Below are 24839 nucleotides of genomic sequence, written 5' to 3'. Positions count from 1 at the left end.
AACAAGAATAATTGTTTGCCGTTCGTATATCCTCGACAATATGGGTCGAAAGTATCTACCAGAGCACCGTAAATGCTTTGACTATGAAGGCAGAACTTCCAATACAGCTGGATTCTGCCTTTTTGCATGTTGTTGTCGCAAAAAGTAAGGATGCAGCTTTTTGTTTTTGCTCCTGGTTTGCTTTTCTTGCGCGGAAAAGTATAAAACGTTTAAGTTTATCGTTTAAGCAAAACGACGGCATTTCATCGACAGAAATTTTGTCGATAGCCAAGTTTTTCTAATGAGGGGTTGCAACAAGAGCAGGTTTGTTTCAAATGATGAACAGGACAGGTAGAGGTGTGTCTGCTTACTAGTTTGTAGGGGAGCAGGCTAGTGATTATGCAGTAATTGTTTTAAAGGAACTTATAGTAAGTGGGATTATTTTATAGATAGGAGTAACGTACATGAAGACAAATGAAATGATTTTAGTATTGGATTTTGGTAGCCAATACAATCAATTAATTACACGACGCATCAGAGAATTTGGCGTGTATAGTGAGTTGCACACTCATAAGTTAACAGCTCAAGAAATTAAGGAAATAAACCCGACAGGTATTATTCTTTCTGGAGGGCCACATAGCGTATATGATGAAAATAGTTTCCGCTGTGATCCCGCAATTTTTGATTTAGGTATCCCAGTATTAGGAATTTGCTACGGCATGCAATTAATGGCTTTACATTTTGACGGCAAAGTAGAAAAGGCTAAAAACCGTGAATACGGAAAAGCGGAAATGGACGTTCAAGGAGAACCAACGCTCTTTGCAGGTACACCGAAGCAGCAAACTGTATGGATGAGCCATGGGGATAAAGTGGTAGAAGCACCGGCATCATTCCAAGTGGATGCAACCAGTCCTTCGACACCTATTGCAGCTATTAGTAATCAGGAACAAGGGCTGTATGGTGTACAGTACCATCCGGAGGTACGTCATTCCAAATATGGAAATGATGTGTTAAAGCAGTTTGTTTTTGCGGTGTGTGGCAGTAAGGGTGACTGGACGATTGAGAATTTCATTGATATGGAAGTGAAGAAAATTCAAGAAAAAGTCGGCGACCGAAACGTATTATGTGCTTTAAGTGGTGGCGTTGATTCTTCTGTTGTTGCAGCACTTATTCATAAAGCAATTGGCGATCAGTTAACTTGTATTTTTGTCGATCACGGGTTGCTTCGTAAAAATGAAGCTGATGATGTGATGAAAGTATTTGCGGATGATTTTCATATGAATATTATTAAGATTGATGCTAAGGATCGTTTCTTAACGAAATTAAAAGGTGTCGACGATCCAGAGAAGAAGCGTAAGATTATCGGAAATGAATTTATTTACGTGTTCGATGATGAAGCGGCGAAGCTTAAAAATATGGACTTTCTAGCGCAAGGAACGCTCTACACAGATATTATTGAAAGTGGGACAGAAACAGCTCAGACGATAAAATCACATCATAATGTTGGTGGACTTCCTGAAAATATGCAGTTTGAATTAATCGAGCCATTAAACACATTGTTTAAAGATGAAGTTCGTGAATTAGGAACACAGCTAGGTATACCTGAGCGTATCGTTTGGCGCCAGCCTTTCCCTGGTCCGGGACTTGCTATTCGTGTACTAGGGGAAGTAACGGAAGAAAAATTAAAGATTGTTCGTGAATCCGATGCAATTCTACGTGAGGAAATAGCGAAAGCTGGACTAGATAGAGATATTTGGCAATATTTTACGGTGTTACCGAATATTCGCAGTGTCGGTGTCATGGGAGATGCCCGCACGTATGATTATACGATTGGTATTCGTGCGGTAACGTCCATTGATGGTATGACTTCCGATTGGGCGCGTATCCCTTGGGACGTCTTGGAGAAAATCTCAACCCGTCTCGTGAACGATGTAGCTCATATTAACCGTGTAGTGTATGATGTAACGAGCAAGCCACCTGCTACGATTGAGTGGGAATAATTCACTAAGAGCATTTGAAGTGAAACTGTTGATTTGACTGCATTTCAATGGTATGTAAAATGGATAAAACAACTAAAAATGAATAGGTTCTCCGCCAAGATTCCGCCAGAGGAAACGGAGAAAGAAGAGGGATATTGTGTAAAAGCAATATCTCTTTTTTTTATATTTCTTGCATTTTGAAGGGTTTTCCACATTAGTTATCAGAAAGAGGTATAAAGTATTAGAAATACTATTAACATATCTAAGCGTCCTTTCAAGGCCTATTTCCGCGAAAAGGGTACTTTATTAGGATTAAACCCTAGAGTGGTAGAAGGTGAAATATAATATTATCTATGCCTGTTCATTGACATATTTACCGCTTTATTCAAAAAAACATGTGAATTCATAGTGTTGATGATGATTTGTTGTTAAAAACTAGTAAAAGGATATACAATTATAATAACAACTTTGTTTATAACGTTATTATAATTAGGAGGTATATCGTGTCTACTGTAAATGAATTATTGGAAGTTGCTAAAAATGAATTAGCTAAAGTTAAGCCGGGCGAAATATTTTTAATACGTGATTTGTTTAAGGGATATGAATGGAATCGTATTTCTCGTAGTGATAGATTATTATTGGGTACATTATTTCTCAATTTTATTAGAAGTGTTGATACAGATGTGGATATTATTGAAAAAACTTCTTCCGGTCAGCAAAAGTATAAAATAAAGTTATAATAGGGGGTGTTTTAGATGACTTTTCAAACAGATCAAAGTGGTATTAATAGTTTAGCAGGATTTGCTTACCAAATTAAAGTATTTGCTTATTATGCCTTCGACTTAAAGGAGGATATGCAAGTAGAATTTGAAACCATAGAAGATGTAAACTTAAAAGCAATTGCGCCTGAACAAATCGACAAACATAGTCATAAATTTGTTTGTAGGGTTACTGAGAGTGGAGTTAATAAAGCTATTCAAGTTAAGCATACATCTATTGGTAATGCAGTTGCTCAACAAATGCTTCTCAATTGGATATTATTAGAACATAGTTCACATAATGTGGAAGAATATATACTATTTACGGATAAAATTTATCAAAATGATGGTGATATTTTCAATAAGGATGCAGAAACATTACATAAAATTGTAGTAGAGTCCGATATGCAAAGAAATGCTACTATTTCTAAAGTTAAGTGTTTATATGAAGCAGATTATAATGGATTTGAAAAGGTATATAACCAAATTCAAAGTAAGTTTGAATTCATTGATTTGGAGGATATTGATGCTAAAACAGATGACAAGGCCTCACTTCATTTTAGAAAAGCTGCAAACCTAATCGTATTTGGGCAAAGGATGAATGAGTTTTTGCAGCATATAACATTTAAAATTTTGAATGCTATTGAAAATAAAGAACCATATATTTTAACATATCAAGAATTCATAAATATGGTGGAGGATATTTCCAAGCGATTTACACAAGAAGTTACGACTCCCTCCTATTCTAATTTTAAAAAAGTTAATAGAATTGATTTAAAGGACAGTAAACTTTCAACTTCAAGAGAGTTTATGCAATTAAAATCGTGTGGATTACCAGATTATTTATTAAAGCAACATCTGTTATATGGCATGTATTATTATGAAACCGCATTAAAATATATGGAAAATAACAGAGTAAACAAGATTGACGAGATCGAAGAAACTACCTTTGAAGGCTTTCAAAATGTGAAGTTTACTTTGATGAAAAATGAAACAGATACACCATATAATAGACTGGAAAAAACACAAAAATACCCCAATTCTTATGCGGAAAATGACCAAATAAAATATGGGTCCTCGATTCATCTGACTAAAGAAGGCATCGGAGAAAATCAAATTTCATGGGAGGATGATGAGAATGCGCAATATTAGAGTACAAACAGAGTCTATTCAATTAAGTATTTATTGTAATATTATCTGCCAAACATTACAGCGTCATGAAAAATTAAGTATATGTAAAATAGTAACCTTTTCTTATTTGATTAAGCAAAATCGTTTCTTGGGTGGAACGATATATACCGCAAGGAATACACAAGATATTATTTATAAGGGTATCTCTCTTTTAGCTGGAGATTTTGATGGTTTTTGTAATAGCGTACCATATATTTTAAAAGCGTTACATTTGTTAATAAGTAAAGGAATAGTTGATTCTGAAAATGGTATATTGCATCTAACTACCAAACAATTAAAACTAGATTCGATATATGAAGAAAATAATTTCATGAAAAAAGTCATTGAAGAAAGTAAGACTATGACAGATAAGCAATTTATGAAAGAGGTGATTTACAATGTTTAAAATAACAAAACTTATAATGTTTGATATGAATAGTAAAAGCTATATCTATAAGTTTAGTGAAGGTATAAATTACTTTAAGGGTAAGAATAGTTCGGGTAAAACAGAATTCTATTTGTTCATTGATTTCATGTTTGGTTCTTCAGAAGATATTGTAAAGAAGCCCTGGTACAAAGATTCATTAAGTAAAGCGACCATGGTCTTTGAATATAATGAAAATACTTTTAGTATCACGCGTACAAGGAACCCAAACCAAAATTATCTGCATTATGCTGATGAAGAAAATTTAGAAATGATTGATTTACGAGAGTACAAAAATAAATTAAATTCCATTTTTGCTCAAGATTTTCAGTTGTTAAAGGACATTAGAAATTTCACTAATGAAGAATTAACATACAGAACTTTTACAATGTTTAACTTTTTAGGAGAAAAGGGGCAAGGTAAGATTCAAGATTTCCTAGATAAATGCAGTGATATAAAATATTCTGTAAAACTTAATCCGATTTTAAACTTTATTTTCAACAAACATCTTGAACAAATATATATATTACAGAATGAATTAGATGTTCTCCAACAAGAAGTTAAGAATTTGGAAAATAACTCTCAAAAGTATGAATTTGTTATCGATCAAGTAAATGCTAATTTACAAAAAATTGGTGGAGATATTTGGTATACAGGTAGAAATTCAGATGATGTTAAGGCATATCTTTCTTCTGTAGTTGAAATGCAAAATGTAGAAAAAAGCTCTAAAAAAAGAAATATTGCAGATTTAGAAGTTATGTATAATAATCTATCCGAACAAATAAAGGTTTATGAAAACAATACAGCCGATGCGAAACAATTCGGGAGGGATAATGAGAACAGGAGAAAACTCCTTTTGAAATTACAGGAATTAGTTGATGAGAATACTGATTTTGATTACTTAGTCCAACCTATGCAAAATCTACTCGATGATGTCGATAATACAATTTTCTTTAGCGATTACCTGATTAATGATAATACTATAAAAGAGTTGAAGAAACAACGTGAACAAATCAAGACAGAAATACGTAGAAATGATTCAAGGTTTAAAATTTATAATTTAGAGGAAAAATCTAAAGCTATTGCACTTATTAACGAATATTTATCTGTTGAAATTGTTTCTAATGATGACAACATCAAAGAAAAGAAAAAGAGAATCAAAGAGATACGAGAAGAGTTAAAAGCTTTACGAAACTCAGATGATTTGCAAAAAATTGATGAATTATCTAATTTCATAACAGAATTATATTATTCTGCTAAAGATATATCTTCAGTTGTATCTGATGATATTCAGCAAAAAGGATTTGAAATTAAATATTTAAAAAAAGGAAATATCCTACAGCCTGTGATACTTTCTGATGGTGGTGAAACATCGGGTTCTAAAAATCGTGTAAATTACTATATCGGAAGTATGGCTAGACATACTTTAATTCAGCTGTGTGGTTATCTTGCATTTTTAAAAATACTACTAGAGAACAATAGGTATCCTATCATACCCATTTTGGTAATCGATCATATTTCAAAGCCGTTTGATGCAAAAAATAGTAGTGCTATCGGCAAAATTTTATCGACAGCATATGAAACGATAGGTAAAGAAAATTTACAAACATTTATCTTTGATAATGAAGATTCTGTGAAACTAGCTATAAATCCAGAGCATTCAGAAAATCTTGTTACTGATTCTAAAACAGGGTTTAATCCATTTTACTTTCCACCCATAGCAGATGATCAAACAGAATAATTTATACTGCATTCGAAACCGTTTGCTGAAAAGTAGGCGCTTTTTCTATATGTGTGCCCGGCATGAGTTATCGCTAGGAAGTGAAGGTTCGTTCGCTACAGAGTTGGGTGGGGAAGTTGTTAATAAGAAGGCAATGGTGTTCTTCGTGAGAAGGAATTTGGAGGTTGTACTTCCTTGCAATTACTGCAAATTTAAAACCTTACTTTTTTGATTGATGAATCTGTACAATTAATTCCAATTTAATCACCTTCTGAATCATCCAAAACCAATTATTTCATACTTTTCTAGCGGAGTCTGTTCACTTTATTCTAGCAGTTACATTCGGTGGTAATTGTTTTGGGGTGTGGGGACACAAGAGGAAAATCTATACTAAATACTGTTTTATAGACGTTCAATTAAAATGAGCGTCTTTTTTTGTGCCTAAAAACGAAGAGTAGAGGTGAAATATGGCTGGACTAACGTAAGCGTAAAACAGCCCACACCTATTATGTAGATGTGGGCCTATGTTAAGATTTACTTAGATTTCGTTGCTCGTTGTTTTCCGTATTTGTATTAATCATCCCATTCATCTGCACGTCCCTCCAAAAACCGCAACCCTTTTAAACGACCCAAGTTGTTCCGGGTTGCTTCTACAGCGCTGTCCTTCAACTTCTCTACAAAGTGTTTAGGTGGCTTCTCTTTCTTGCTTTTTTCTGCTATTTCCATTGTCAGTTCAAGCATACCCTGTAGTGTCTTAATCTCAAGTTTATCTTAGCAAATCACGCACTCTCACCGCTATGTGCCCGTCCAAAACCTTATATCTATACTTTGTCACCCATTTGACATGATACTTGATACGTTTGTTACTAAGGATTTACTTCAATATGTTAATTATTCGATTCATAGGTATCATGATTGCAAGTTTAATCATTTTTTTAGTTACTAATATTTTTCATGTATTACCTCACGATACGGTATTTCGTTGGGAATCGATCATTGTAGGTGTTGTGCTATTCTTTATAATGGATATATTATACACTTTGCCTATGTTATTTATTAATCAGAAGAAACAATTAATTAAAATGATGAGGTAGTAAAAATGCCAGTTCAACTAAAATTTGCTTTAGGAGATATATGGAGAAAAAAACTTTATTTCATTTCATTTTTTATTCAAATTTTGCTTATCATATTATTGATTACAGAATGTTTTTCCTTGATACATAAAAAGCAAGAGGCTTTTTATCATTTATCGAATACATTTGATACATCCAATGCTTTTTATATATCATTGATAGAGAAAGAAGATTTTGTAGGTGGGGAATATGAAGAAAATATAATGAAAGATTTATATACTTATATAGATAAAAATGATAATTATATAAGTTTTTCTAATATTGAAAATTATATAGAAATAAAAGATATTCCTAAAAACTCACTTGCTGTCGAGGTGGAGCAAGGCCCTAGCAAAATTTGGGCTAATAAAACGCTATCAGTTTCATCCGATTTTATAAATGTATTTGATATTTCCTTATCAAAAGGAGAATTTTTTGATGCGAGTTGGGAGTATGTAAGCAATAAAAGTATACCAGTTGTGCTTGGTTATTCATATAAAAAGTATATGGATATTGATGATGAATTTACTGACGTTGACAATCAAAAATATAAAGTTGTTGGTTTTTTACAAGATGGGCAAACTTTTGTGGATATATCATTTGGCGAAGGTGTTATCGGGTTAAATGATGTTATATTAACACCGATTGATGTTACAGCAGTTGACAATTTATTTATGAATGGAAATTATGATTATGAAACCTATATTGAAAATTCAACGATTATACTTAAGAATAGAAACGATATAAAAGTAAGCGTAAAACAGCCCACACCTATTATGTAGATGTGGGCCTATGTTAAGATTTACTTAGATTTCGTAGGAACACGACACTCTTGAGGCAGCGTGGTTGACCACGGTAAGAGTCGGGTTAGTTGTTCCCTATCTGTTGTATCTATATTGGGAAGTCGTTCAAATAAGTAGCTAAGATAATGGAATGGATTTAATCCGTTTTCCTTCGCTGTTTCCACTATGCTATAAACAATGGCACTGGATGTAGCTCCTTTGGCGGTATTACTAAAAAGCCAAGCTTTTCTTCCGATCACAAAAGGCTTGATCGACCGCTCTGCGCAGTTGTTGTCTATCTCCAATCTTCCATCCTTTAAAAATCCTTCTAAGCGGTCCCATTGTTTACGGCAATAGGTAACAGCTTTGCCTAGTTTACTCTTCGGAAGAACACGCGGCGTTTGCTGTTTTAGCCATGCTGAAAAAGCATCCAGCACGGGCTGACTGCGCTCCAAACGTTGTTCATAACGTTCCTGTGGGCTAACGCTCTTTAGGTCGCGTTCGATATCGAATAATTGATTACAAAAGTCTAAGCCTTCTTTCGCTTTTACCGCTGTAGTGGTCGAAGATTCGGGAAGCGATTGTAATGCTTCTGTGAATTTACGACGTGCATGCGCCCAGCAACCAATCAGTACGACATTCTTTATTCCATTATAACCAGGGTAACCGTCTACTGTTAAGTAGCCCTGATATCCCTGTAGGAATCGTCGTGGATGTTTGGATGCTCTTGTTTGCTGGTACTCATACAAAATGATTGGCACATCCGTGTGTCCAGAGCGATACAGCCACATATACGAATTGGAAGTAGCTTTTCTACCTGGTTCAGATAAAACTTGTACAACTGTTTCATCTGCATGTATGGTATCCAATTCTAATAGGGCGGTATGCATCTCTTTGTAAATGAGTGTAAGCCAAGTGGTCGCACCATATATGACCCAATTAGCTAGTGTTTGACGTGGAATAAAGACGCCAAATCGTTCGAATTGCTTCTCTTGGCGATACAACGGCATTCCTTCCACGTATTTTTGCGACATCGTATAGGCCATGGCGGAAGGAGAGGCTAAACTCCCTGGAAACACAGGCGCTGGCATTTTAGCTGTTTGAATAGGCGTTTGTATCTCATGTTGTTCACAATGACGACAGCTATAGACGTACTGGACATGTTCCACCACTTTCACCTGCGCAGGAATAACCTTTAATTCTTTACGCACTTGCGTGCTCATTTCATGCAGTTCACCAGCGCAACACGAACACACCTGTTCCTCAGCAGGTAAACGGTATTCTACCGTTTCCGTAGGCAGGTTGTCTAATTGCTCCTTGCGTTGCCCTTTTTGCTTCTTGCGTTTATATGTAATCGTCTCCACCGTAGGCTCTTCATGGTTGGAATCCGAAGTGTCCTCTACCTCGTTAAAAAGAGACAGTTGGTCAGAATTGGTCTTCTCGCTAGAAGAGCCGAATTTTTGTTGTTGAAGCAATCTAAATTGTTCTTCATACCATTTTAATTTTGCTTCTAACTCTTCTTTTTCCAACTCTAGCTTTTCGTTGAGCTCTTGATAATATTCCATTGTTTTCTTGTTTGTTTCCGCTGTTTTATCCATAAAATTAGTATACGAAAAAGAACCCGACTTGCCTAGTCGAATTCCCGTATTTCTATATTTCAATTTTTTATAGAATCGTGCGCGCTAGTACTTCTCTGTGTGCTTGGTGCTGGTTCATCGACATACCATCCAACAACCAGCGAAATTGACATGGGCTAATAGATATAGGCGTTAAGTCTTTATCGGATGGCCATTGAAATGTTCCTTTTTCAAGCCGACGATAATACAGCCAAAATCCGTTGACTTCCCATTGCAGTATTTTTAACTTATCACGCTTTCGGTTACAAAATACAAACAGGCAAGGAGAAAAAGGGTCTAAATCGAAGCATTCTATCACAATGGCAGCAAGTCCATCAATCGATTTACGCATATCTGTGCTACCGCAAGCTAAATACACTTTTTCAAATGGCATATTCATGAACGTGATTACTTCCCTAAAACATGAATAATATCCGAGAGTAAGTTCATATCCGTTCCTGATCGCACTTCAATGGAGGTAGAACCAACGTGAATAAAGATCGGTTCTTTCTCGTGAGGTGGTACAAGTGGAGAATCACCCATTTGAACGGTTAGCCATTGTGTTTCCCTGGATGCGCTTTTCTTGATGGAAGTTTTGCCGTGCTCACGAAATTGTTGCACCCAATAATACATCTGATGCGTTTTAATTTCTTTCCCTCGGCACCATTCAGATATACTTTGTCCGCTTTCTTTCCAGGCATCATACCGCGCTTTCCATTCTATTCGCTTGTCTTTTAGGGTCATCGCATAACCTCCTAATTTATTTTCTAAGAAGATTATCACATAGATGCCCTGTGATTGTTATGTGTATTTTATTTTACGCTTACGTATAAAAGAATTACAAGATATTGTGGAGCGTTCAAACACATATATTTATAATTTTAACACTGTGGAAGGCGTTTCTGGCTATATGGAAAAATCCACACAAGAATCAGTTAGTATATTTTTATTTTTATCAATATTAATTATTATTTTTGCTTCATCATTAGTAATTATTAATACTTTGGGATTTATTAGAAGGAATATAAGAAATTTTAGTATTCATATTTTTTGCGGGGCGACCAAGAAAGATATTGCACTACGGATTTTTTTACAAATATTTATTGTTTGGTTACTTTCTTTTATTATTTCTCTAATAATATCCAATCAAACTTTTATTGTATTAGGTGTTTCAGGAGTGATTTTATTACTTTGCTTAGGAGCATGTCTGCCTAGCTTTATTACACTTTTTAAACTTCAAATAAGCGATATATTAAGGAGAAAAGAATAAATGATTGAGCTAAAAGGTATTTCAAAGGTATATAACAAATCTAAACCTAACGAAGTGAATGCTCTACAAAACATTAATTTAAAAATAGAGGCAGAAAGCATGCTAGCAATTATGGGCCCATCAGGTTCGGGGAAATCTACGCTACTTAATATATTAGGTTGCCTAGACGTTCCAACCGCAGGCACATATAAGTTAAATGATCAAGAAATACAATCTTTAAGTCAAGGGAAATTAGCTGCTAAACGAAATCGGCATTTCGGTTTTGTCGTACAGGACTTTGCACTAATAGAAGAATATACAGTTATAAAAAACGTGGAAATTCCGCTTCATTATAGTAAAAACAAAGCCAATAAAAAAGAAAGAATATTAACTTTGCTTGATACGCTTGGTATGAAGGAAAAAGCGTCTGAATATGCATATGATTTATCGGGTGGACAACGGCAGCGTGTAGCAATTGCGCGCGCATTAATTAATAATCCAGATATTATTTTAGCAGATGAGCCGACAGGTGCATTAGATCAAGAAATGGGCGAGCAAGTATTATCTATTTTTAAAAGGATAAATAAAGAACAGAATAAAACTGTTTTAATCGTAACACATGACGACAAGATTGCGAAACAATGTGAGGGAATAGTAAATATAGTAGACGGAAAAATATATTGAAGTTTATGCAAAGCTTAGGTTTCTCACCCGAAAAGGTGTGAAATCATTTTATGCACGACATTTCAATTATTAGAGAAATCACTGTGTCTATTATTGAGTAGGAGTAGTAGGAGGAGAGCTAGAAACCTTTTCGTATCAAGGGTTTTTGGCTCTCTTTGATTTTTCATTGCACACCGTAAAATGAACAACATCAACAGTATATTTAGAAAAAAAACCGTCAACCAATGCATAATATGCAGTTGAAGACAGTTCAATGTGATTTATATCTATGATTCTGCTGTTTGTCAGTCTGTAAGTGATATATTATTTTTGGAGTGCAATAAGCGAAGTCCATTTAAAATGACGACTAAAGTACTGCCTTCATGGATGATGACACTGATTGCGATATCCGTTAATCCAAGAAAACTCACCACAACTAAAAAGGCAACAACGGACATGGAAAATATAATGTTTTGCCAAATCACCCGGTTCATTTTTCTAGAAATGCGGTGAGCATTTACGAGTTTCGATAGATCGTTTTTCATTAAAGCTAAATCAGATACTTCTACTGCAACATCCGTCCCATCGCCCATCGCAATACCAACATCGGCGTTAACTAAAGCAGGCGCATCATTCACACCGTCACCAACCATACCGACAATTCCATAGTTTTCTTTCTGCGAATTAATGATGTTTGCTTTATCATCTGGCATAACATTCGCAATGACTTCATCTATACCTAGCTTTTTCGCAACGGCTTTACCTGTCATTTCAGAATCACCCGTAATAAGAGTGGTGTGGATATGGAGGCTTTTGAAGTAATCAATTGTTTTTTTCGCTTCTTTATTAGGAATATCCATTAAAGCAATAATCCCAATTACCTTTTCATTTTCAGCTACATATACCACTGTCTTACCTTCAGAGGCCCATTCATCATTTAAATCTGCGATGTCATTTGGTACATTATGAAAAGAAGTTGGTTTCCCAATGCGATAATTATTTTGATTATAATCTCCGGTTAACCCTTTACCAATTTGATTTGTGATGTCAATGTCTAGTTTATTTTGAACAGTAAATTTATCTAAAATTGCGTTAGCTAAAGGGTGGTTAGATCCTCTTTCTAGAGCAACTACAATATCAATGATATATGCTTTATCTATGGAGTCTGAGAAGAAGTAATTGGTAACTTGCGGTTTTCCTCTTGTTAAAGTGCCTGTTTTATCAAAAGCGATGGCATTAATATTTGCGAGTTGTGAGAGATAAGACGCTCCTTTTGAAAGTACACCACGTTTGGCGAGGTTTGACGTAGCGGACAGTGTGACTGACACAGTTGCAGCAGCAAGTGCGCACGGTGCTGATGCTACTAATAAGACAAGTCCTCGATAGGTACTTTCATACCATGACCAATCCAATAGGAATGGTGCCATTACTATAACTAACAGTATGGCAATTAAAACGAAATTAACATACTTTGGCTCGAATTTTTGAATAATGCTAGCAGCTTTTGTTTGATTATTTTGGTTTTGATTTACGAGTTGCAGAATTTTTGAGAAAACCGTGTCTTTCTCTTCTTTTGTTACTTCCATAGTAAAAGTTCCTGTACCGTTGATGGTACTGCCGAATACTTCGTCACCTTTTGACTTTTCTTTAGGTATACTTTCACCGTTTATGGATGATTCATCAATAGAAGTGCTACCAGATAATATTTTTCCATCAATAGGTACTTGATCCCCATTTAATACTTGTAAACGGTCTCCAACTTTTAAGTCGCTAACTTCAACGAAGGTGGTATTCCCACTATCATCCATTAATCGCGCAGTGGTTGGGTTCATTTCAAGTAATTTGGTGATTTCTCTTTTACTCCGTCCTTCAGCATAATCTTCTAGAAAATGCGCACCAGAGAAAATAAGAATCAATAATGTCCCTTCCCAAAATTCGCCCAATAAGGATGCACCTAAAGCAGCTAAACCCATGAGGATGTGGGAATTCGGTGTAAATCTTCTTTTACGTTTCGTATTTTCAATTGTCTCACCGATACCTTCAATAATAACGACATGGTACCCTGCGATGATTGTCGCAGTCGAAAAAAGAATATTTTGCAGCAATAGATAATCATCGTTTAGAAATAAAGGGATAACTGCCACGATCAAGCCAATAAAATAAAGAATAATTGGTGCTTTCCCGTGATCATGATCGTGAGTGTGGCTGTGTTCATCGTTATGATGATGATGTGCGTGATTTTTTTTCATTTAAAATTCCTCCTTCTGCCTCTCGTTAAAAATAAATCAATCGCTTTTTGCATAAATAATTTTAGATTGTTGAAGGTGCATTCATATGATTAATCATTCATATGAATGTAATTACATATTAACACATGCACGAATCATGTCAATACAAGTTTATAAAAAAACCTTATACGATAATCAAATATCGTATAAGGGAGGGTTCTTCATGGTTAAATTTTATTTTTGAATCGTTTTTTGGTGATTTTTTATAGCGTAAGAAAGCATAGGCCTAATATAACAACGTGACAGAATAAGCCACGTCCGACTCGAGCGCCCAGTAACTAGGCGACTTCACTAATCGCTTTAAGATAGGTCATCATCGGTTCGTGCCACTAAAACAGGGGGTGTGCCGCCAACGTCACCATTTCCCTATTTTTAGTCGCTTGATTTGATTCCTAAATCTTCTCACGCTATGTTGCTAACCGGGCACTTGCGCTTTTACCAAGCTTACAATTATTCAGTATCCGTATCTTCTTTAATATGAGCGAATACTTGATCTAAAATTTCATAAATGTGATTATCGTCTGGAAAATAAACGACTGATTTTCCTTCTCTTCTTGATTGGATTAATCGATGGTCTTTTAATATTTTTAATTGATGAGAAGCATTTGATTGTTCAATACCAATATGGTTTACAATGGTTGAAACATTAGCTTCTGCTTTAGAAAGTAAATGAAGTATAGAGAGCCTTGTTTCGTCTCCTAAGATTTTAAACAAACGAGCGGAGTTGTGGATCATTTCTTTATCGTCCATGGTTATATCCCTTCTTATCATACATAATATGGATTATACTTTTTATACTATCATGTTTGAAAAAATAATAGAAATAATGGAACTACACATTGTTTCCTCTTCTTCATATTAATCATCTTCCGGGATATGCTGGAAGAATAGAGTAGGGAGTAGTAACACAATGAATAAAAAAAAGCTTCTCATTTAGAAGAATAACGTATCAAACCCCACTTATCATGGGGCAGGAAGAAGCATAATAATAGTAAAGTTTATCATATACAATATGGAAAAGCCAATGTTGCATTGTTGTATATAAGAATTTAAGAGGGAAGTAATATATGATTCAATAGCAGTATAAAAAATAAAACGTAATAATTACTATTTACAAATCGAAATCGTTACGATATAATCGCTAATGAATTTAAAGGAGGAGAAGAAATGTTTAAAAAGTATAAAGGTTTATTCATCCTATTTTTGCTAATTTTCGTAATAACTGCATGTTCCCAAGGCGAGGAAGGCAAAAAAAGTAAAGCAAGTGATGACTCCAAGAGTTCAGAAAAAGATATAACTTTGTTTACTACTGTGTACCCTCTTCAGTATTTTGCTGAACAAATTGCAGGGGATGAAGCTATCGTTGAATCTATTTTACCGCCGGGGTCAAATCCTCATCATTATGAACCAAGCTCAAAAGAAATAGTACAAATTGCTGAAGCAGATGCTTTTATCTATAACGGAGCAGGCTTAGAACCTTATGCCAAACAAATCTCAGATACGATACAATCGGAAGACATAAAAATAGTGGAAGCTTCCAAAGGGATAGATTTTATAGAGCATGCTCACGAACATGGAGAAGAAGATAGTCATGCTCATGATCATGAAGGTGATGTAGAAAGTGATCATGCGCATGAACATGAGGGGGAAGATGACCACACGGATGGAGACGGACATGTTGAACATGACCACGGAGATAAAGATCCGCATGTTTGGTTAGATCCAATCCGCTCTATCCAGTTAGCTGAGAAGATAAAGGATGTCCTTGTAGAACTTCAACCTGATTCTAAAGAGACATTTAATAGAAACTTTTCTGAGCTAAAAGAAAAACTTGAAAACCTAGATAAAGCGTTTCGAGACAAACTTCAGGATTTACCAGGAAATGAGATTATTGTATCGCATGCTGCTTATGGATACTGGGAGCATTCTTATCATCTTAAGCAAATTCCTATATCTGGCTTAAGTCCAACAAATGAGCCGTCACAAAAAGAGTTGAAACATATTGTAGAAACTGCGGAGAACCATGGATTGAAATATGTGTTCTTTGAGCAGAATGTAACGCCTAAAGTAGCAGATGTTGTTCGCGAGGAAGTGAATGCGGAAGCTTTACGTATCCATAATTTATCTGTTTTAACAGAAGAAGATTTACAAAATGATGAGGATTACTTTACACTCATGCAATCTAATTTAGAGGCCTTAACAAAAGCATTATCGGATTCTACGGCAGTTTCTGATGAACCTGGCAAAGTGGAAGAGAACGAACATGAGCATCACGATCATAGTCATGCTCATGATGAATAAATGTTGAAGGGAATTATTACTTGTTGATAAAAAAATAACCTTTTTTCAATCACCATGTATTTCAGTATGCTTAACTATATAAAACAAAAAGGATAAAAGCATGTAAAAGTTGTTTTATAATTTAGATTGTGTCTTTGCTCTAAATGGAAATAGAGTGTAAAATACCTTATGCAAGAGAAAGCATATCATACCGCGAACGAAAGAAATTGTCTTAAATCGTGATAGAACAATAAAAAGCAATGAATGTTATGAAGAATGTTAAATGTTAACTAGAAGCAACGTTGCTGGCATTACGCCAGCAACGTTGCTTCTTTTAACCACTATAGGAAAGAAAAAACTGTTCGATCAACAACTTTACAGACATTCATTGGTTAATTTTCGTAACTAGATGTAAATAGGTAGCGAATGTAGGTGCTGTTATTATTTAGTTGGATTTCTTAACCACACCTTCTATTAGCAGTGGAAGGATACAGCACCTTATTTCATTGTAGATATATATTAATCCGTTTTTCCGTTTTCTTTTCGAAAAAACTGCCAATAAGCTGAGTAAGGAATCATCGTTCCAATGAGCAAAAAATATTTATTAACGATAATATCTGCTTCTCCTTGCGCGTTAAAATGAATGGGAATTTCTTGAGGTAAAAACAAACAAATAACGAATATAACGATAAACATGCTTAGAAAAACGACAATATCTTTTAATTTCATCCTATTTCCCATCCTTTCATTTAAATATATGTTGCTTTGCAAGCTTTTTGATACATAATGGCTGAGGCGACGATCATAACAACGGCAATTCCCCATAACAGAGGTTGTAGAGGGAAGGGTAAAATCCAGTGAAGCATAATAGGTCCGACAACTGTTAACATGCTAATTAAACTAGTTATAATTACTGGTAGGCTCTGTTTTACAATGATCATCTCATTGTCCCAAGTGAAGTTCGGGTATTTTTTATTCACAAAGAGCCCCAGTGTAATTGAAAATAGAGAAAATGCTATAGGAATAAGTAATGTGCTAATGATTTGCAATGTGTCCATTTGGACCCGGGTTGTAAAAGCTAGAATGGCAAGACAATATGCAATAGCATGCAATGTTAGATTCATAGCCAGCTTACTATTTAAAATCTTTTTAATAGATACGGGTGAACTTTGCACGATCCAAATGTTTCTCCCCTCCAAAGAAATAGCGAATGCAGCAGGACAACTTAGTGAGAGCATAGCGGATATAATTATTGGTCCATATATAGAAAGAAAGTGATGTATATTATCCATACGGATATATTTTCCTAATTGCTCGGGGGATGCAAAGATTAGAAAAATGCTGAAAACGGACAGCAATATAACACCAAGCCCAGCGTTTAGTACAGCTGTGTAAGAATGGAAAAATTGTGAGACTTCTTTTCGATAAAGCGCAACGAAAGGCGACCTATGTTTTAGCACTTTTTTCTCGTTTGACCTATATTTGGAAGATGTGCTTGCAATGTCGTTGAGCGACCTGAACTGTGCTGAAACAAATTTTATAAACAGGTAGAATACAACAGTTGATATTCCAATAAAGCTCGCCAAACGAATGGGGGCGGAAATGCTTGAATGATCTAGAAAAAAAACTGCTGGAGGATACAGTTTGGTAATTTGATTTGCAAGCATAACTCCTATATTTGTAATTCCTTCTCCCGAATGCATATTAACATTCGCCACATATACTATTAGTCCAAGGCTTATAAAGGAGAATAGAACGGCAAAAATGTTACGGTTTTTAAAAAAAGAGCCGATGTATACCATGCATAATCCAAGCAATGAAGCAATGCACATTGGAATGAAAGGAACAAAGAACAAGGAAATAACATATAGCGTAAAGGGAAAAATATCAAAAGGTGTGTGTAACATCCACACAACGCCGCCAGAAGTCATAAATGCAAAAGCAACTAAGAAGTTGAGTACATACATAAAAAGGAATTTACTACTAATAATTTCACTGTGTTTGATAGGTGCTGCTAACAATAAATCTAAATCGTGACTTCCGTATAAAATCCCATTCGAACGAAGAGCGGTTAAAAATAATATGGCAAAACTTGATACAGAAACCATATAAGCAGGTATGAAATCTTGCTTTCCTAATTCTACTAAGGCGAGCGCAGTAAACCAATTGTACGTACAGAGTAAAAACAGGAGGGTTACAACACCAAATGCTAATGTGATCGCTGTCTTCTTTTTCTGTCCGGATTGTTTCATTTCATTAAGCGCTAAATAGTTAATGATTTGAATTCGGAATAGCAAATAAGTTTTACTCATATGTTTTGTACCTCCATAAAGAAAGCTTCTAATGATTGATTGCCTTTAACAGTTTCAGTAGGACCGCTTGCTATTAATTTACCATGATGAATAAGGGCAATTTTGTTACATAGTTTTTCTGCAACATCAAGAACATGCGTTGAGAAGAAGATTGCTCCACCGTTTGCTACACATTCTTGCATAACTTGTTTTAATAAGTAAGATGCTTTTGGGTCCAGTCCAATAAATGGTTCATCTAAAATGAAAAGTTTTGGTTGATGAACTAAAGCAGAAATAATGGCAGTTCGTTGCTTCATCCCGTGTGAATAGGAAGATATAACATGGTTAAGGGCTGGTGTCATTGCAAATAAATCACTATATTTTTGAACTCGTTGTTTTCGCTTAGAAGTGGGTACGTTGTATAAATCGGCAATGAAGTTAATGTATTGATACCCAGTTAGATGTTCATATAAATTTGGATGATCAGGAATATATGCAATTTTAGATTTGCAGGTCAGCGGTTCTTTTATAATAGAATGCCCATCGATGAAGATTTCTCCTTGGTTAATATTGTGAATGCCTACTACTGCTTTAATCGTTGTCGTTTTCCCTGATCCGTTGCCTCCGATAAAACCAAAAATATCCCCTTTGTCCACTGTAAGTGTTAATTGATTAACGGCCTTCTTCTTACTTTTATAGATTTTCGTGAGATTTTTTATTTCTAAGATAGCCATAAATTTTGCTCCTCCTTATACTGACACTTTGTCAGTTTGGTTGTAAAGAATAACCAATGGTAGGGAACCATTGGTTTCTAACACTATAGTAAAGTAACATCTTTTTTAGGGTTATTATAAGAATAACTACGGCAATTGTCATAAAGACGGGCGTTTTAGACTAAAAAATCTTTGTTTTCGCCCCTAATGTTTGCTCTAATAAATTTTTGTATGCTTCCAAGTACAGCAATTTTTTATCGTTAGGCAACGTACTTGTGTCGATGGAAACGAATACATATCCATTGATAAGAAAAGAGGCTGTTTCCTTTGGTTGGGGTACATGAAAAACCCCTTCTGACATTCCTTGCTCCATAATATGAGTTAAATAAGTTGTGAGTATCTCAGAAATTTTATGAGCAAAACGATCCATCAAATAGCGATTTTGTTCCAAATCGATGATACTTTGTAATGCAATCATATCAACTGTTGCTTTGTCTGGCGTAATTAAAGTAGCTTGTATAAAGGAGCGAATCTTTTCAATTGCTGATGTGTCACTATAAGTGACCTTATATAATTGTCCTACCATTGGTTCTGAATATCTTTCTACTAAGTGATAAAGGATAGCTTCTTTGTCTTTGAAGTGATAGTATAGTAACCCTCTAGATATGTTAGCTTTGTCTATAATGTCTTGTGTTGTCGTTTTTAAAAACCCTTTTTTCACAAAAAGATGCAATGCAGCTTCCATGATCTCTGCTTTGCGAATTTCAGGATCTTTAACATCTCGCATTTTTTCACCTCTTTGATGGTTAGTATACGGATTAACTGACAAATTGTCAATTGTGTTTTTTTGAAAGATCCTTGGTGCCATAGTCTGGCTTGGCAGGATCAGTTTCAATTAGATGAGGAAAAATTTTAGGTTGTAACGGTGTTGCTACCGAAATACGTTAGTAATTACCTTGCTTGGTTTCAGGCATTAGAAAGCATTCAACATCACAAAATGAAGTTATTATGAATGACTTAATGATCAGAGTGTATTTAATGAAAAATCGGAAAAATATGATACGATTAGATAAACTAAATTTGTGATGAAACATGTAACGGCAGGGAATAGAATAAAGAAGATGAAAGGAATTTAAGAAAAGAGGAGGGGGAAGCGTTGGATGTATTACGCTGGGCGGGTATTGGTTTTATAATAATCGGCTTTGTTGTTCTCATGTCTATGAAAAAAGGTATGGAAAGTAAGCTCGCTTTTATAACAGCAAATAAGGAAAACGAGGAAAGTTCAACAAAAGCTCAATCCATCATTTGGTGGATAGTGAGTACGACAGTTTGGGGAGTAGTAAGTATAATTGTTGTTGTTTGGTCGTTTCATAATTACGTTGGGTAACGATCGGTTTCCAATGTACGTAAACGAACGAATAAAATGAAGAAAATGATACGAAGAATTATTCGCAGATATAACTTGATAACTACTAAACGCTTACCTACGAAGGAAGAAAATCAATTTGCTCTTGCAGCAATTAAATGAAAAAGAGTACATCATATTTTGTTTTATCGAACAAAAAACAAAAATAATAATATAATGTTCGTGTTTGGTTGACATGTGTCGGAAAAAATCGTATGATAATCCTGTGTTAATTAAATAGAGGCGTATAATTTGAGGATATGGCTCAAAGTTTCTACCAGACTGCCGTAAATAGTCTGACTACGCAAGAGATATATGTGATCACAGGATAAGCAAATGGATGGTTCTATTTGAATATCTCTGTGAATGAAACAAGCTCTTGGGTGCAGACCTGAGGGCTTTTTTCGTTTTTATGTCTATTTTATGCATATTTTATTGGATTAAAGTCAATGGAAACTTATCAAATGGATATAAGTTGCTGGCAGACTACCATTTTAAGAAATAGAAAGCTAGAAACTGAACAAGTCGTTTAAGCCCAATTTTCGTCGTCTAGGAAATTATAAAATTTTGCAGCTGTAAATAAACTTACTAAGTTATTTAGCCACGTCCGGCGCAAGCGCCCAGCAACTAGGCGACTTCACTCCATTGCCTTATGATAAGTCATCATTGGTTCGTTCTAAATAGGAAGGCCGACTAAAGACGGGCTTGCCGGAGGGCACCGGCATACTCCTGTTGCAGGAGCATGTTTCCTAAAACTTTCGTTGCTTCGTTCCAGTCGCTACGTTGCTAAACGGGCGCCCCGAGCTTTTGTTCTAAGAGATCTATAGGTCGTATCCAAGAAGTACTAGCACTCAGTGGAGGATAAAATAACTTCTACTAATTCAAGACGCACTTTATGGAAAGTTCATCTAGTAGTAATAAGGTAATCAACTTAACGTATTGCGCAGTTGGCATTACTACAACAAATGCTTGCAGTACGAGCAGACAAAATGAGAGGGGAAACATCATGAAAAAGTATTTTAGATTTGACGAACTGGGTACGAATTACCGTACGGAGTTTATGGCGGGGTTAACAACCTTTCTAGCAATGGCTTATATTTTATTCGTTAATCCGTCCACATTAGCATTAGTCGGAATTGAAGACTTGCCTAGTGGAGTGACTCGTATGGATCAGGACGCTGTATTTGCCGCAACAGCAATTGCTGCAGCGATTGGTTCTTTATTTATGGGTCTGATTGCAAAATATCCGATTGCACTAGCTCCGGGAATGGGATTAAATGCATTTTTTGCTTATACAGTAGTATTAGGATATGGCATACCTTGGGAAACAGCCCTAAGTGGTGTATTGGCCTCAGGACTTATTTTTATTGTGTTAACACTAACTGGGCTACGTGAAAAAATTATTAATGCTATTCCAGCGAATTTAAAAATGGCTGTAGGTGCAGGGATTGGCTTTTTCATCGCTTTTATCGGTTTTCAAAACTCGGGTATCATTGTAGCTAATGAAGCGACATTACTTGGGTTAGGTGATTTAACTTCACCAACCGTACTTTTAGCTGTTTTTGGCTTAGTGATATCGATTATTTTAATGACGATTGGCATTCGTGGTGGTATTTTTTACGGAATGATTATTACTGCTATCGTCGGAATGGTTGTTGGTTTAATTACCCCACCATCAGGCGTGGATGGGATTGTAAGCAATGTTCCTAGCTTGGCACCTACCTTTGGACAAGCGTTTGTGAATTTTGGTGATATTTTTACATTGCAAATGCTGGTCGTTATTTTAACGTTCTTATTTGTTGATTTCTTTGATACGGCAGGTACATTAGTTGCCGTTGCGAACCAAGCAGGGCTTATGAAGGATAATAAGCTACCACGGGCTGGGAAAGCCTTGTTTGCTGACTCGGCAGCTACAGTAGCGGGTGCAACATTAGGCACCTCGACAACGACAGCTTATGTGGAATCAACGGCTGGTGTTGGAGCTGGTGGACGAACAGGGTTTACAGCCGTAGTTACCGCTATGTTTTTCTTACTCGCACTATTCTTTTCACCATTATTAAGTGTCGTAACAGCAGAAGTAACGGCTCCTGCATTAATCATCGTTGGTGTATTAATGTCTTCTGCATTAAAGAATATTGAATGGGATCAATTTGAAATTGCTGTTCCGGCATTTTTGATTGTCATTGCGATGCCATTGACATATAGTATCGCGACAGGAATTGCCATTGGATTTATCTTCTACCCAATTACGATGCTGTTAAAAGGGCGAGCTAAAGAAGTTCATCCTGTCATGTATTTCTTATTTGTGATATTTGTATTATATTTTATGTTCTTAAGTTAGAAAATTAGAGAAGAAAGAGAAAATGCCTTTCCACTTGGGAAAGGCATTTTCTACATCGATAGGAAACACGGAATGATCTGCTACCATTATGAAAATCATTACCTCAACTAAGCGCGTTTTGTAGATAACAAATCATTAAATTGTTTCAAGCTAGCAAGCTTACACCTAAAAGAATAGAAGTGTCAAATTGCTTGTTCTAGTAGTGTTAAAAGACGTAAAACTTCATCGGAAGCAGTAGCAAGTTGCTTGAAATAGCTTTTCGCTTCTGTGCGTTCTCCTTGTTCATAGCTTTGCACGGCTAACTTTGCATAATGATGTACTTGGCGATGTGGTTCCTCCAACTGGTGGAAGATAGAATTTTCTTTAAGATAGGACGGTAAATTTCCATAATACCACTCACCAAGCCGGCATGCTTGATGCGAAGCGACTTGGTTAGAATCAATTTCTTCTAAATCAAGTAGCATGTTATATACACGCCATTTCCAAAGCAAATGATCGGTTTTTGCTGCTTTTAATATATCTTTTGCGTGAAAACGAATACTATCAAAAAATGTCAGGCGATATGCATCCATCTGTTTGCTTAACTCTAAAATGATTTTAGCTGTTTCTTTGGCGACACCTTGGGTTGCATTCCCCATGTCAAACATAGCCGCGTTTCGATCAGCAATTTCGGTTACTGCTGATGTTTGTTCTTCTGTCATCGCCGCAATTTGTGAGGTGGAACCGTTAATGGCCTGTATAGCTGCTATAATATGTTCCAGTTCTTGCTCGCCAGCTTGTGATTCTGACACTGTAAGTTGCATACGTGTTTCCGTGTTATCCATTTCTGTTGTAACATCGCTAGCTACTTGTTGTAGTGACTCCATATTTTGCTTAATTTGTATTGTTTGTTCTTTTGTATGTTCTGCCAGTTTGCGAACCTCTTGAGCGACGACGGAAAAACCTTTCCCATGTTCACCTGCGCGTGCAGCTTCGATACTTGCATTTAAAGCGAGTAAGTTTGTTTGCTCTGTAATATCTTCAATGACATTTACAAAAGAATGAGTTTGCTTTATTTCTTCATTTAAACTTCTTATTTGCGTGGCTACCTCTTTATAAACCTCGCCCATTTGGTTCATATCTTCAAGTGCTCCATGGATTACTTGTTTACTTTTATTTACAGAAACAACCGCTTCATCTGTTTCTTCAGCTACTTTGGTAGCATGTTCAGCTACTTCATTAACAGAAGCACTGACTTCTTCGGTAGCAGATGTTACATTGTGGCTTTCTTCGACAATGCTTTCCATTTGGTTAATTAATTGCTCTGTCGAATCTAACGTCGTCACACCATGAAGTAACTCTGAAATTTGACCTAGAAAGGATTTAAATGTTTCTTCGATATGTGCTTGTACGATAAGTTGCTGATCGAAGGCAGTCAATTTTTGTATAGCGAGCGACAATGGTATGGTTTGTTTTTGTTTGCGGCGTGGTTGTTCTAGTAATAAAGAAATGATGTGATGAGTGAGTAAATGGTGGACAGCGATGTATTGTTCCACAGGTATATGTAACTGACTGAGTTGTTTACCTATTTCCATACGAGAGCGTATGTAATTATCATCCACAGTTGCTTTTAACAGTTCTTCTACATACGTTTCAACAATGGTTTCTAATTGTTGCTGTGAAATGGATTGCTTATTTTGGTCTGAAATAGATTCAAAATAATTGTAAACGACAGAAATACATTCTTGCTTATGTGGTGATAGGATGGGTGCGGCTTGTCTTACTAAATCTAGTGTCTCTTCTGTTATTCCCATTAGCTTTCTATGTATAGAGCTGTTTTCCAGCTGATTTGTTTTATTCGGTATCGTTTTTGTATGCAAAGCTGTTCCTCCTATTGGTAATGAAATTTTGCCACATGTTTACGTTTAGTTAGCCTCATTAAATTTTTTTGCACATAGGAAAGCATAGAAGCTTAAAGGTTTATAGTATAAGAAAAACTGCGCCTTTCGCCATAAGGACTTTGGCGACAAGCCAAGTTTTTCAAATGGAAATAGCTAATTTATGAAGCTGGTAAGCGATAACAAACTGTA

23 protein-coding genes, 2 pseudogenes and 2 riboswitches are annotated in these 24839 nt (G+C 35.6%); of the genes and pseudogenes, 13 read left to right on the top strand and 12 right to left on the bottom strand.

Translation table 11 applies throughout. The annotated features are described in order from the left end of the window. Positions 1-2: 2 nt before the first annotated feature. Positions 3-104, top strand: a riboswitch (purine riboswitch). A 339-nt stretch (positions 105-443) separates the two neighbouring features. From guaA to D9780_RS21295, 5 genes are all read left to right on the top strand, one after another. Then, positions 444-1979 carry a glutamine-hydrolyzing GMP synthase gene (guaA, locus tag D9780_RS14155; RefSeq protein ID WP_121640526.1) on the top strand — a complete coding sequence of 512 codons (1536 nt, stop codon included), beginning with the start codon at positions 444-446 and terminating at the stop codon, positions 1977-1979. Positions 1980-2461: 482 nt separating this feature from the next. Then, entirely contained in the window at positions 2462-2698 is a 237-nt protein-coding gene (locus tag D9780_RS14150; RefSeq protein ID WP_073011792.1) for a single-stranded DNA-binding protein, read from the top strand. 15 nt (positions 2699-2713) lie between these two features. Beyond that, positions 2714-3868 (top strand): hypothetical protein, encoded by a 1155-nt coding sequence (locus D9780_RS21300; protein ID WP_205601084.1) that lies wholly within the window; start codon positions 2714-2716, stop codon positions 3866-3868. Continuing rightward, complete coding sequence (locus D9780_RS14140) at positions 3855-4292, top strand: hypothetical protein (RefSeq protein ID WP_073011797.1); 438 nt, start codon at positions 3855-3857, stop codon at positions 4290-4292. Before D9780_RS21300 ends, D9780_RS14140 begins: the two co-directional genes overlap by 14 nt. Continuing rightward, positions 4285-6051 carry a hypothetical protein gene (locus D9780_RS21295; protein ID WP_205601083.1) on the top strand — a complete coding sequence of 589 codons (1767 nt, stop codon included), beginning with the start codon at positions 4285-4287 and terminating at the stop codon, positions 6049-6051. Before D9780_RS14140 ends, D9780_RS21295 begins: the two co-directional genes overlap by 8 nt. Positions 6052-6603: 552 nt before the next feature. On the opposite strand, the gene D9780_RS21165 is transcribed toward D9780_RS21295, so the two are convergent. Both D9780_RS21165 and D9780_RS14130 read right to left on the bottom strand, forming a co-directional pair. Further along, positions 6604-6756 (bottom strand): hypothetical protein, encoded by a 153-nt coding sequence (locus tag D9780_RS21165; RefSeq protein ID WP_162985881.1) that lies wholly within the window; start codon positions 6754-6756, stop codon positions 6604-6606. A 43-nt stretch (positions 6757-6799) separates the two neighbouring features. After that, positions 6800-6904, bottom strand: a pseudogene (locus D9780_RS14130) (transposase); the annotation flags it as partial. A 10-nt stretch (positions 6905-6914) separates the two neighbouring features. On the opposite strand from D9780_RS14130, the gene D9780_RS14125 reads away from it, so the two are divergent. After that, complete coding sequence (locus D9780_RS14125) at positions 6915-7124, top strand: hypothetical protein (protein WP_073011800.1); 210 nt, start codon at positions 6915-6917, stop codon at positions 7122-7124. 5 nt (positions 7125-7129) lie between these two features. Further along, complete coding sequence (locus D9780_RS14120) at positions 7130-7924, top strand: hypothetical protein (protein WP_121640525.1); 795 nt, start codon at positions 7130-7132, stop codon at positions 7922-7924. 20 nt (positions 7925-7944) lie between these two features. Here D9780_RS14120 and D9780_RS14115 read toward each other — a convergent pair whose 3' ends face one another. The 3 genes from D9780_RS14115 to D9780_RS14105 all read right to left on the bottom strand — a co-directional run bounded on the left by D9780_RS14115 (position 7945) and on the right by D9780_RS14105 (position 10284). After that, positions 7945-9522: an IS66 family transposase gene (locus D9780_RS14115; RefSeq protein ID WP_121640524.1), complete on the bottom strand. Its 1578-nt coding sequence runs from the start codon at positions 9520-9522 to the stop codon at positions 7945-7947. 67 nt (positions 9523-9589) lie between these two features. After that, positions 9590-9940, bottom strand: coding sequence for an IS66 family insertion sequence element accessory protein TnpB (gene tnpB / locus D9780_RS14110; RefSeq protein WP_162985880.1), 351 nt, complete (start codon positions 9938-9940; stop codon positions 9590-9592). 8 nt (positions 9941-9948) lie between these two features. Further along, positions 9949-10284: an IS66 family insertion sequence element accessory protein TnpA gene (locus D9780_RS14105; protein WP_121640523.1), complete on the bottom strand. Its 336-nt coding sequence runs from the start codon at positions 10282-10284 to the stop codon at positions 9949-9951. A 61-nt stretch (positions 10285-10345) separates the two neighbouring features. On the opposite strand from D9780_RS14105, the gene D9780_RS14100 reads away from it, so the two are divergent. Beyond that, positions 10346-10810, top strand: coding sequence for a hypothetical protein (locus tag D9780_RS14100; protein ID WP_240458696.1), 465 nt, complete (start codon positions 10346-10348; stop codon positions 10808-10810). Further along, on the top strand, positions 10811-11473 hold the full coding sequence (locus tag D9780_RS14095) for an ABC transporter ATP-binding protein (RefSeq protein WP_121640521.1): 663 nt from the start codon (positions 10811-10813) through the stop codon (positions 11471-11473). It begins immediately after the preceding gene. Positions 11474-11757: 284 nt separating this feature from the next. Here the strand turns inward: D9780_RS14095 and D9780_RS14090 are convergent, their stop codons facing one another. After that, a complete protein-coding gene (locus D9780_RS14090) occupies positions 11758-13701 on the bottom strand; it encodes a heavy metal translocating P-type ATPase (RefSeq protein WP_121640520.1) in 1944 nt (647 codons plus the stop codon). Positions 13702-14190: 489 nt separating this feature from the next. Further along, positions 14191-14490: an ArsR/SmtB family transcription factor gene (locus D9780_RS14085; protein ID WP_077702599.1), complete on the bottom strand. Its 300-nt coding sequence runs from the start codon at positions 14488-14490 to the stop codon at positions 14191-14193. A gap of 417 nt (positions 14491-14907) precedes the next feature. Between D9780_RS14085 and D9780_RS14080 the strand changes: the two genes are divergently transcribed. Further along, on the top strand, positions 14908-16041 hold the full coding sequence (locus D9780_RS14080; RefSeq protein ID WP_121640519.1) for a metal ABC transporter solute-binding protein, Zn/Mn family: 1134 nt from the start codon (positions 14908-14910) through the stop codon (positions 16039-16041). A 498-nt stretch (positions 16042-16539) separates the two neighbouring features. Here D9780_RS14080 and D9780_RS14075 read toward each other — a convergent pair whose 3' ends face one another. The 4 genes from D9780_RS14075 to D9780_RS14060 form a co-directional block, all read right to left on the bottom strand. Further along, the gene (locus tag D9780_RS14075) at positions 16540-16749 is read right to left on the bottom strand and encodes a DUF1648 domain-containing protein (RefSeq protein ID WP_121640518.1); all 210 of its coding nucleotides are present in this window, start codon (positions 16747-16749) and stop codon (positions 16540-16542) included. A gap of 20 nt (positions 16750-16769) precedes the next feature. Continuing rightward, positions 16770-18332: a putative ABC transporter permease subunit gene (locus D9780_RS14070; protein ID WP_121640517.1), complete on the bottom strand. Its 1563-nt coding sequence runs from the start codon at positions 18330-18332 to the stop codon at positions 16770-16772. After that, positions 18329-19039, bottom strand: a complete 711-nt coding sequence (locus D9780_RS14065; RefSeq protein ID WP_121641509.1) for an ABC transporter ATP-binding protein — start codon at positions 19037-19039, stop codon at positions 18329-18331. Before D9780_RS14065 ends, D9780_RS14070 begins: the two co-directional genes overlap by 4 nt. A gap of 166 nt (positions 19040-19205) precedes the next feature. Then, on the bottom strand, positions 19206-19811 hold the full coding sequence (locus tag D9780_RS14060; RefSeq protein ID WP_121640516.1) for a TetR/AcrR family transcriptional regulator: 606 nt from the start codon (positions 19809-19811) through the stop codon (positions 19206-19208). Positions 19812-19927: 116 nt separating this feature from the next. Here D9780_RS14060 and D9780_RS14055 point away from each other — a divergent pair. From D9780_RS14055 to D9780_RS14045, 3 genes and pseudogenes are all read left to right on the top strand, one after another. After that, positions 19928-20097 (top strand): annotated as a pseudogene (locus tag D9780_RS14055) (IS1595 family transposase); the annotation flags it as partial. Positions 20098-20180: 83 nt separating this feature from the next. Further along, complete coding sequence (locus tag D9780_RS14050; RefSeq protein ID WP_121640515.1) at positions 20181-20411, top strand: hypothetical protein; 231 nt, start codon at positions 20181-20183, stop codon at positions 20409-20411. A 241-nt stretch (positions 20412-20652) separates the two neighbouring features. After that, positions 20653-20752: riboswitch (purine riboswitch) on the top strand. A 683-nt stretch (positions 20753-21435) separates the two neighbouring features. After that, on the top strand, positions 21436-22770 hold the full coding sequence (locus D9780_RS14045; protein WP_121640514.1) for an NCS2 family permease: 1335 nt from the start codon (positions 21436-21438) through the stop codon (positions 22768-22770). 182 nt (positions 22771-22952) lie between these two features. Here D9780_RS14045 and D9780_RS14040 read toward each other — a convergent pair whose 3' ends face one another. Then, entirely contained in the window at positions 22953-24629 is a 1677-nt protein-coding gene (locus tag D9780_RS14040) for a methyl-accepting chemotaxis protein (protein WP_121640513.1), read from the bottom strand. Positions 24630-24839 lie beyond the last annotated feature (210 nt).

The organism is Virgibacillus sp. Bac330, assembly GCF_003667845.1.
Taxonomy (GTDB): domain Bacteria; phylum Bacillota; class Bacilli; order Bacillales; family Amphibacillaceae; genus Virgibacillus; species Virgibacillus chiguensis.
Note: the sequence above shows the minus strand (reverse complement) of the source record. Positions and strands in the feature narration are given on the sequence as shown.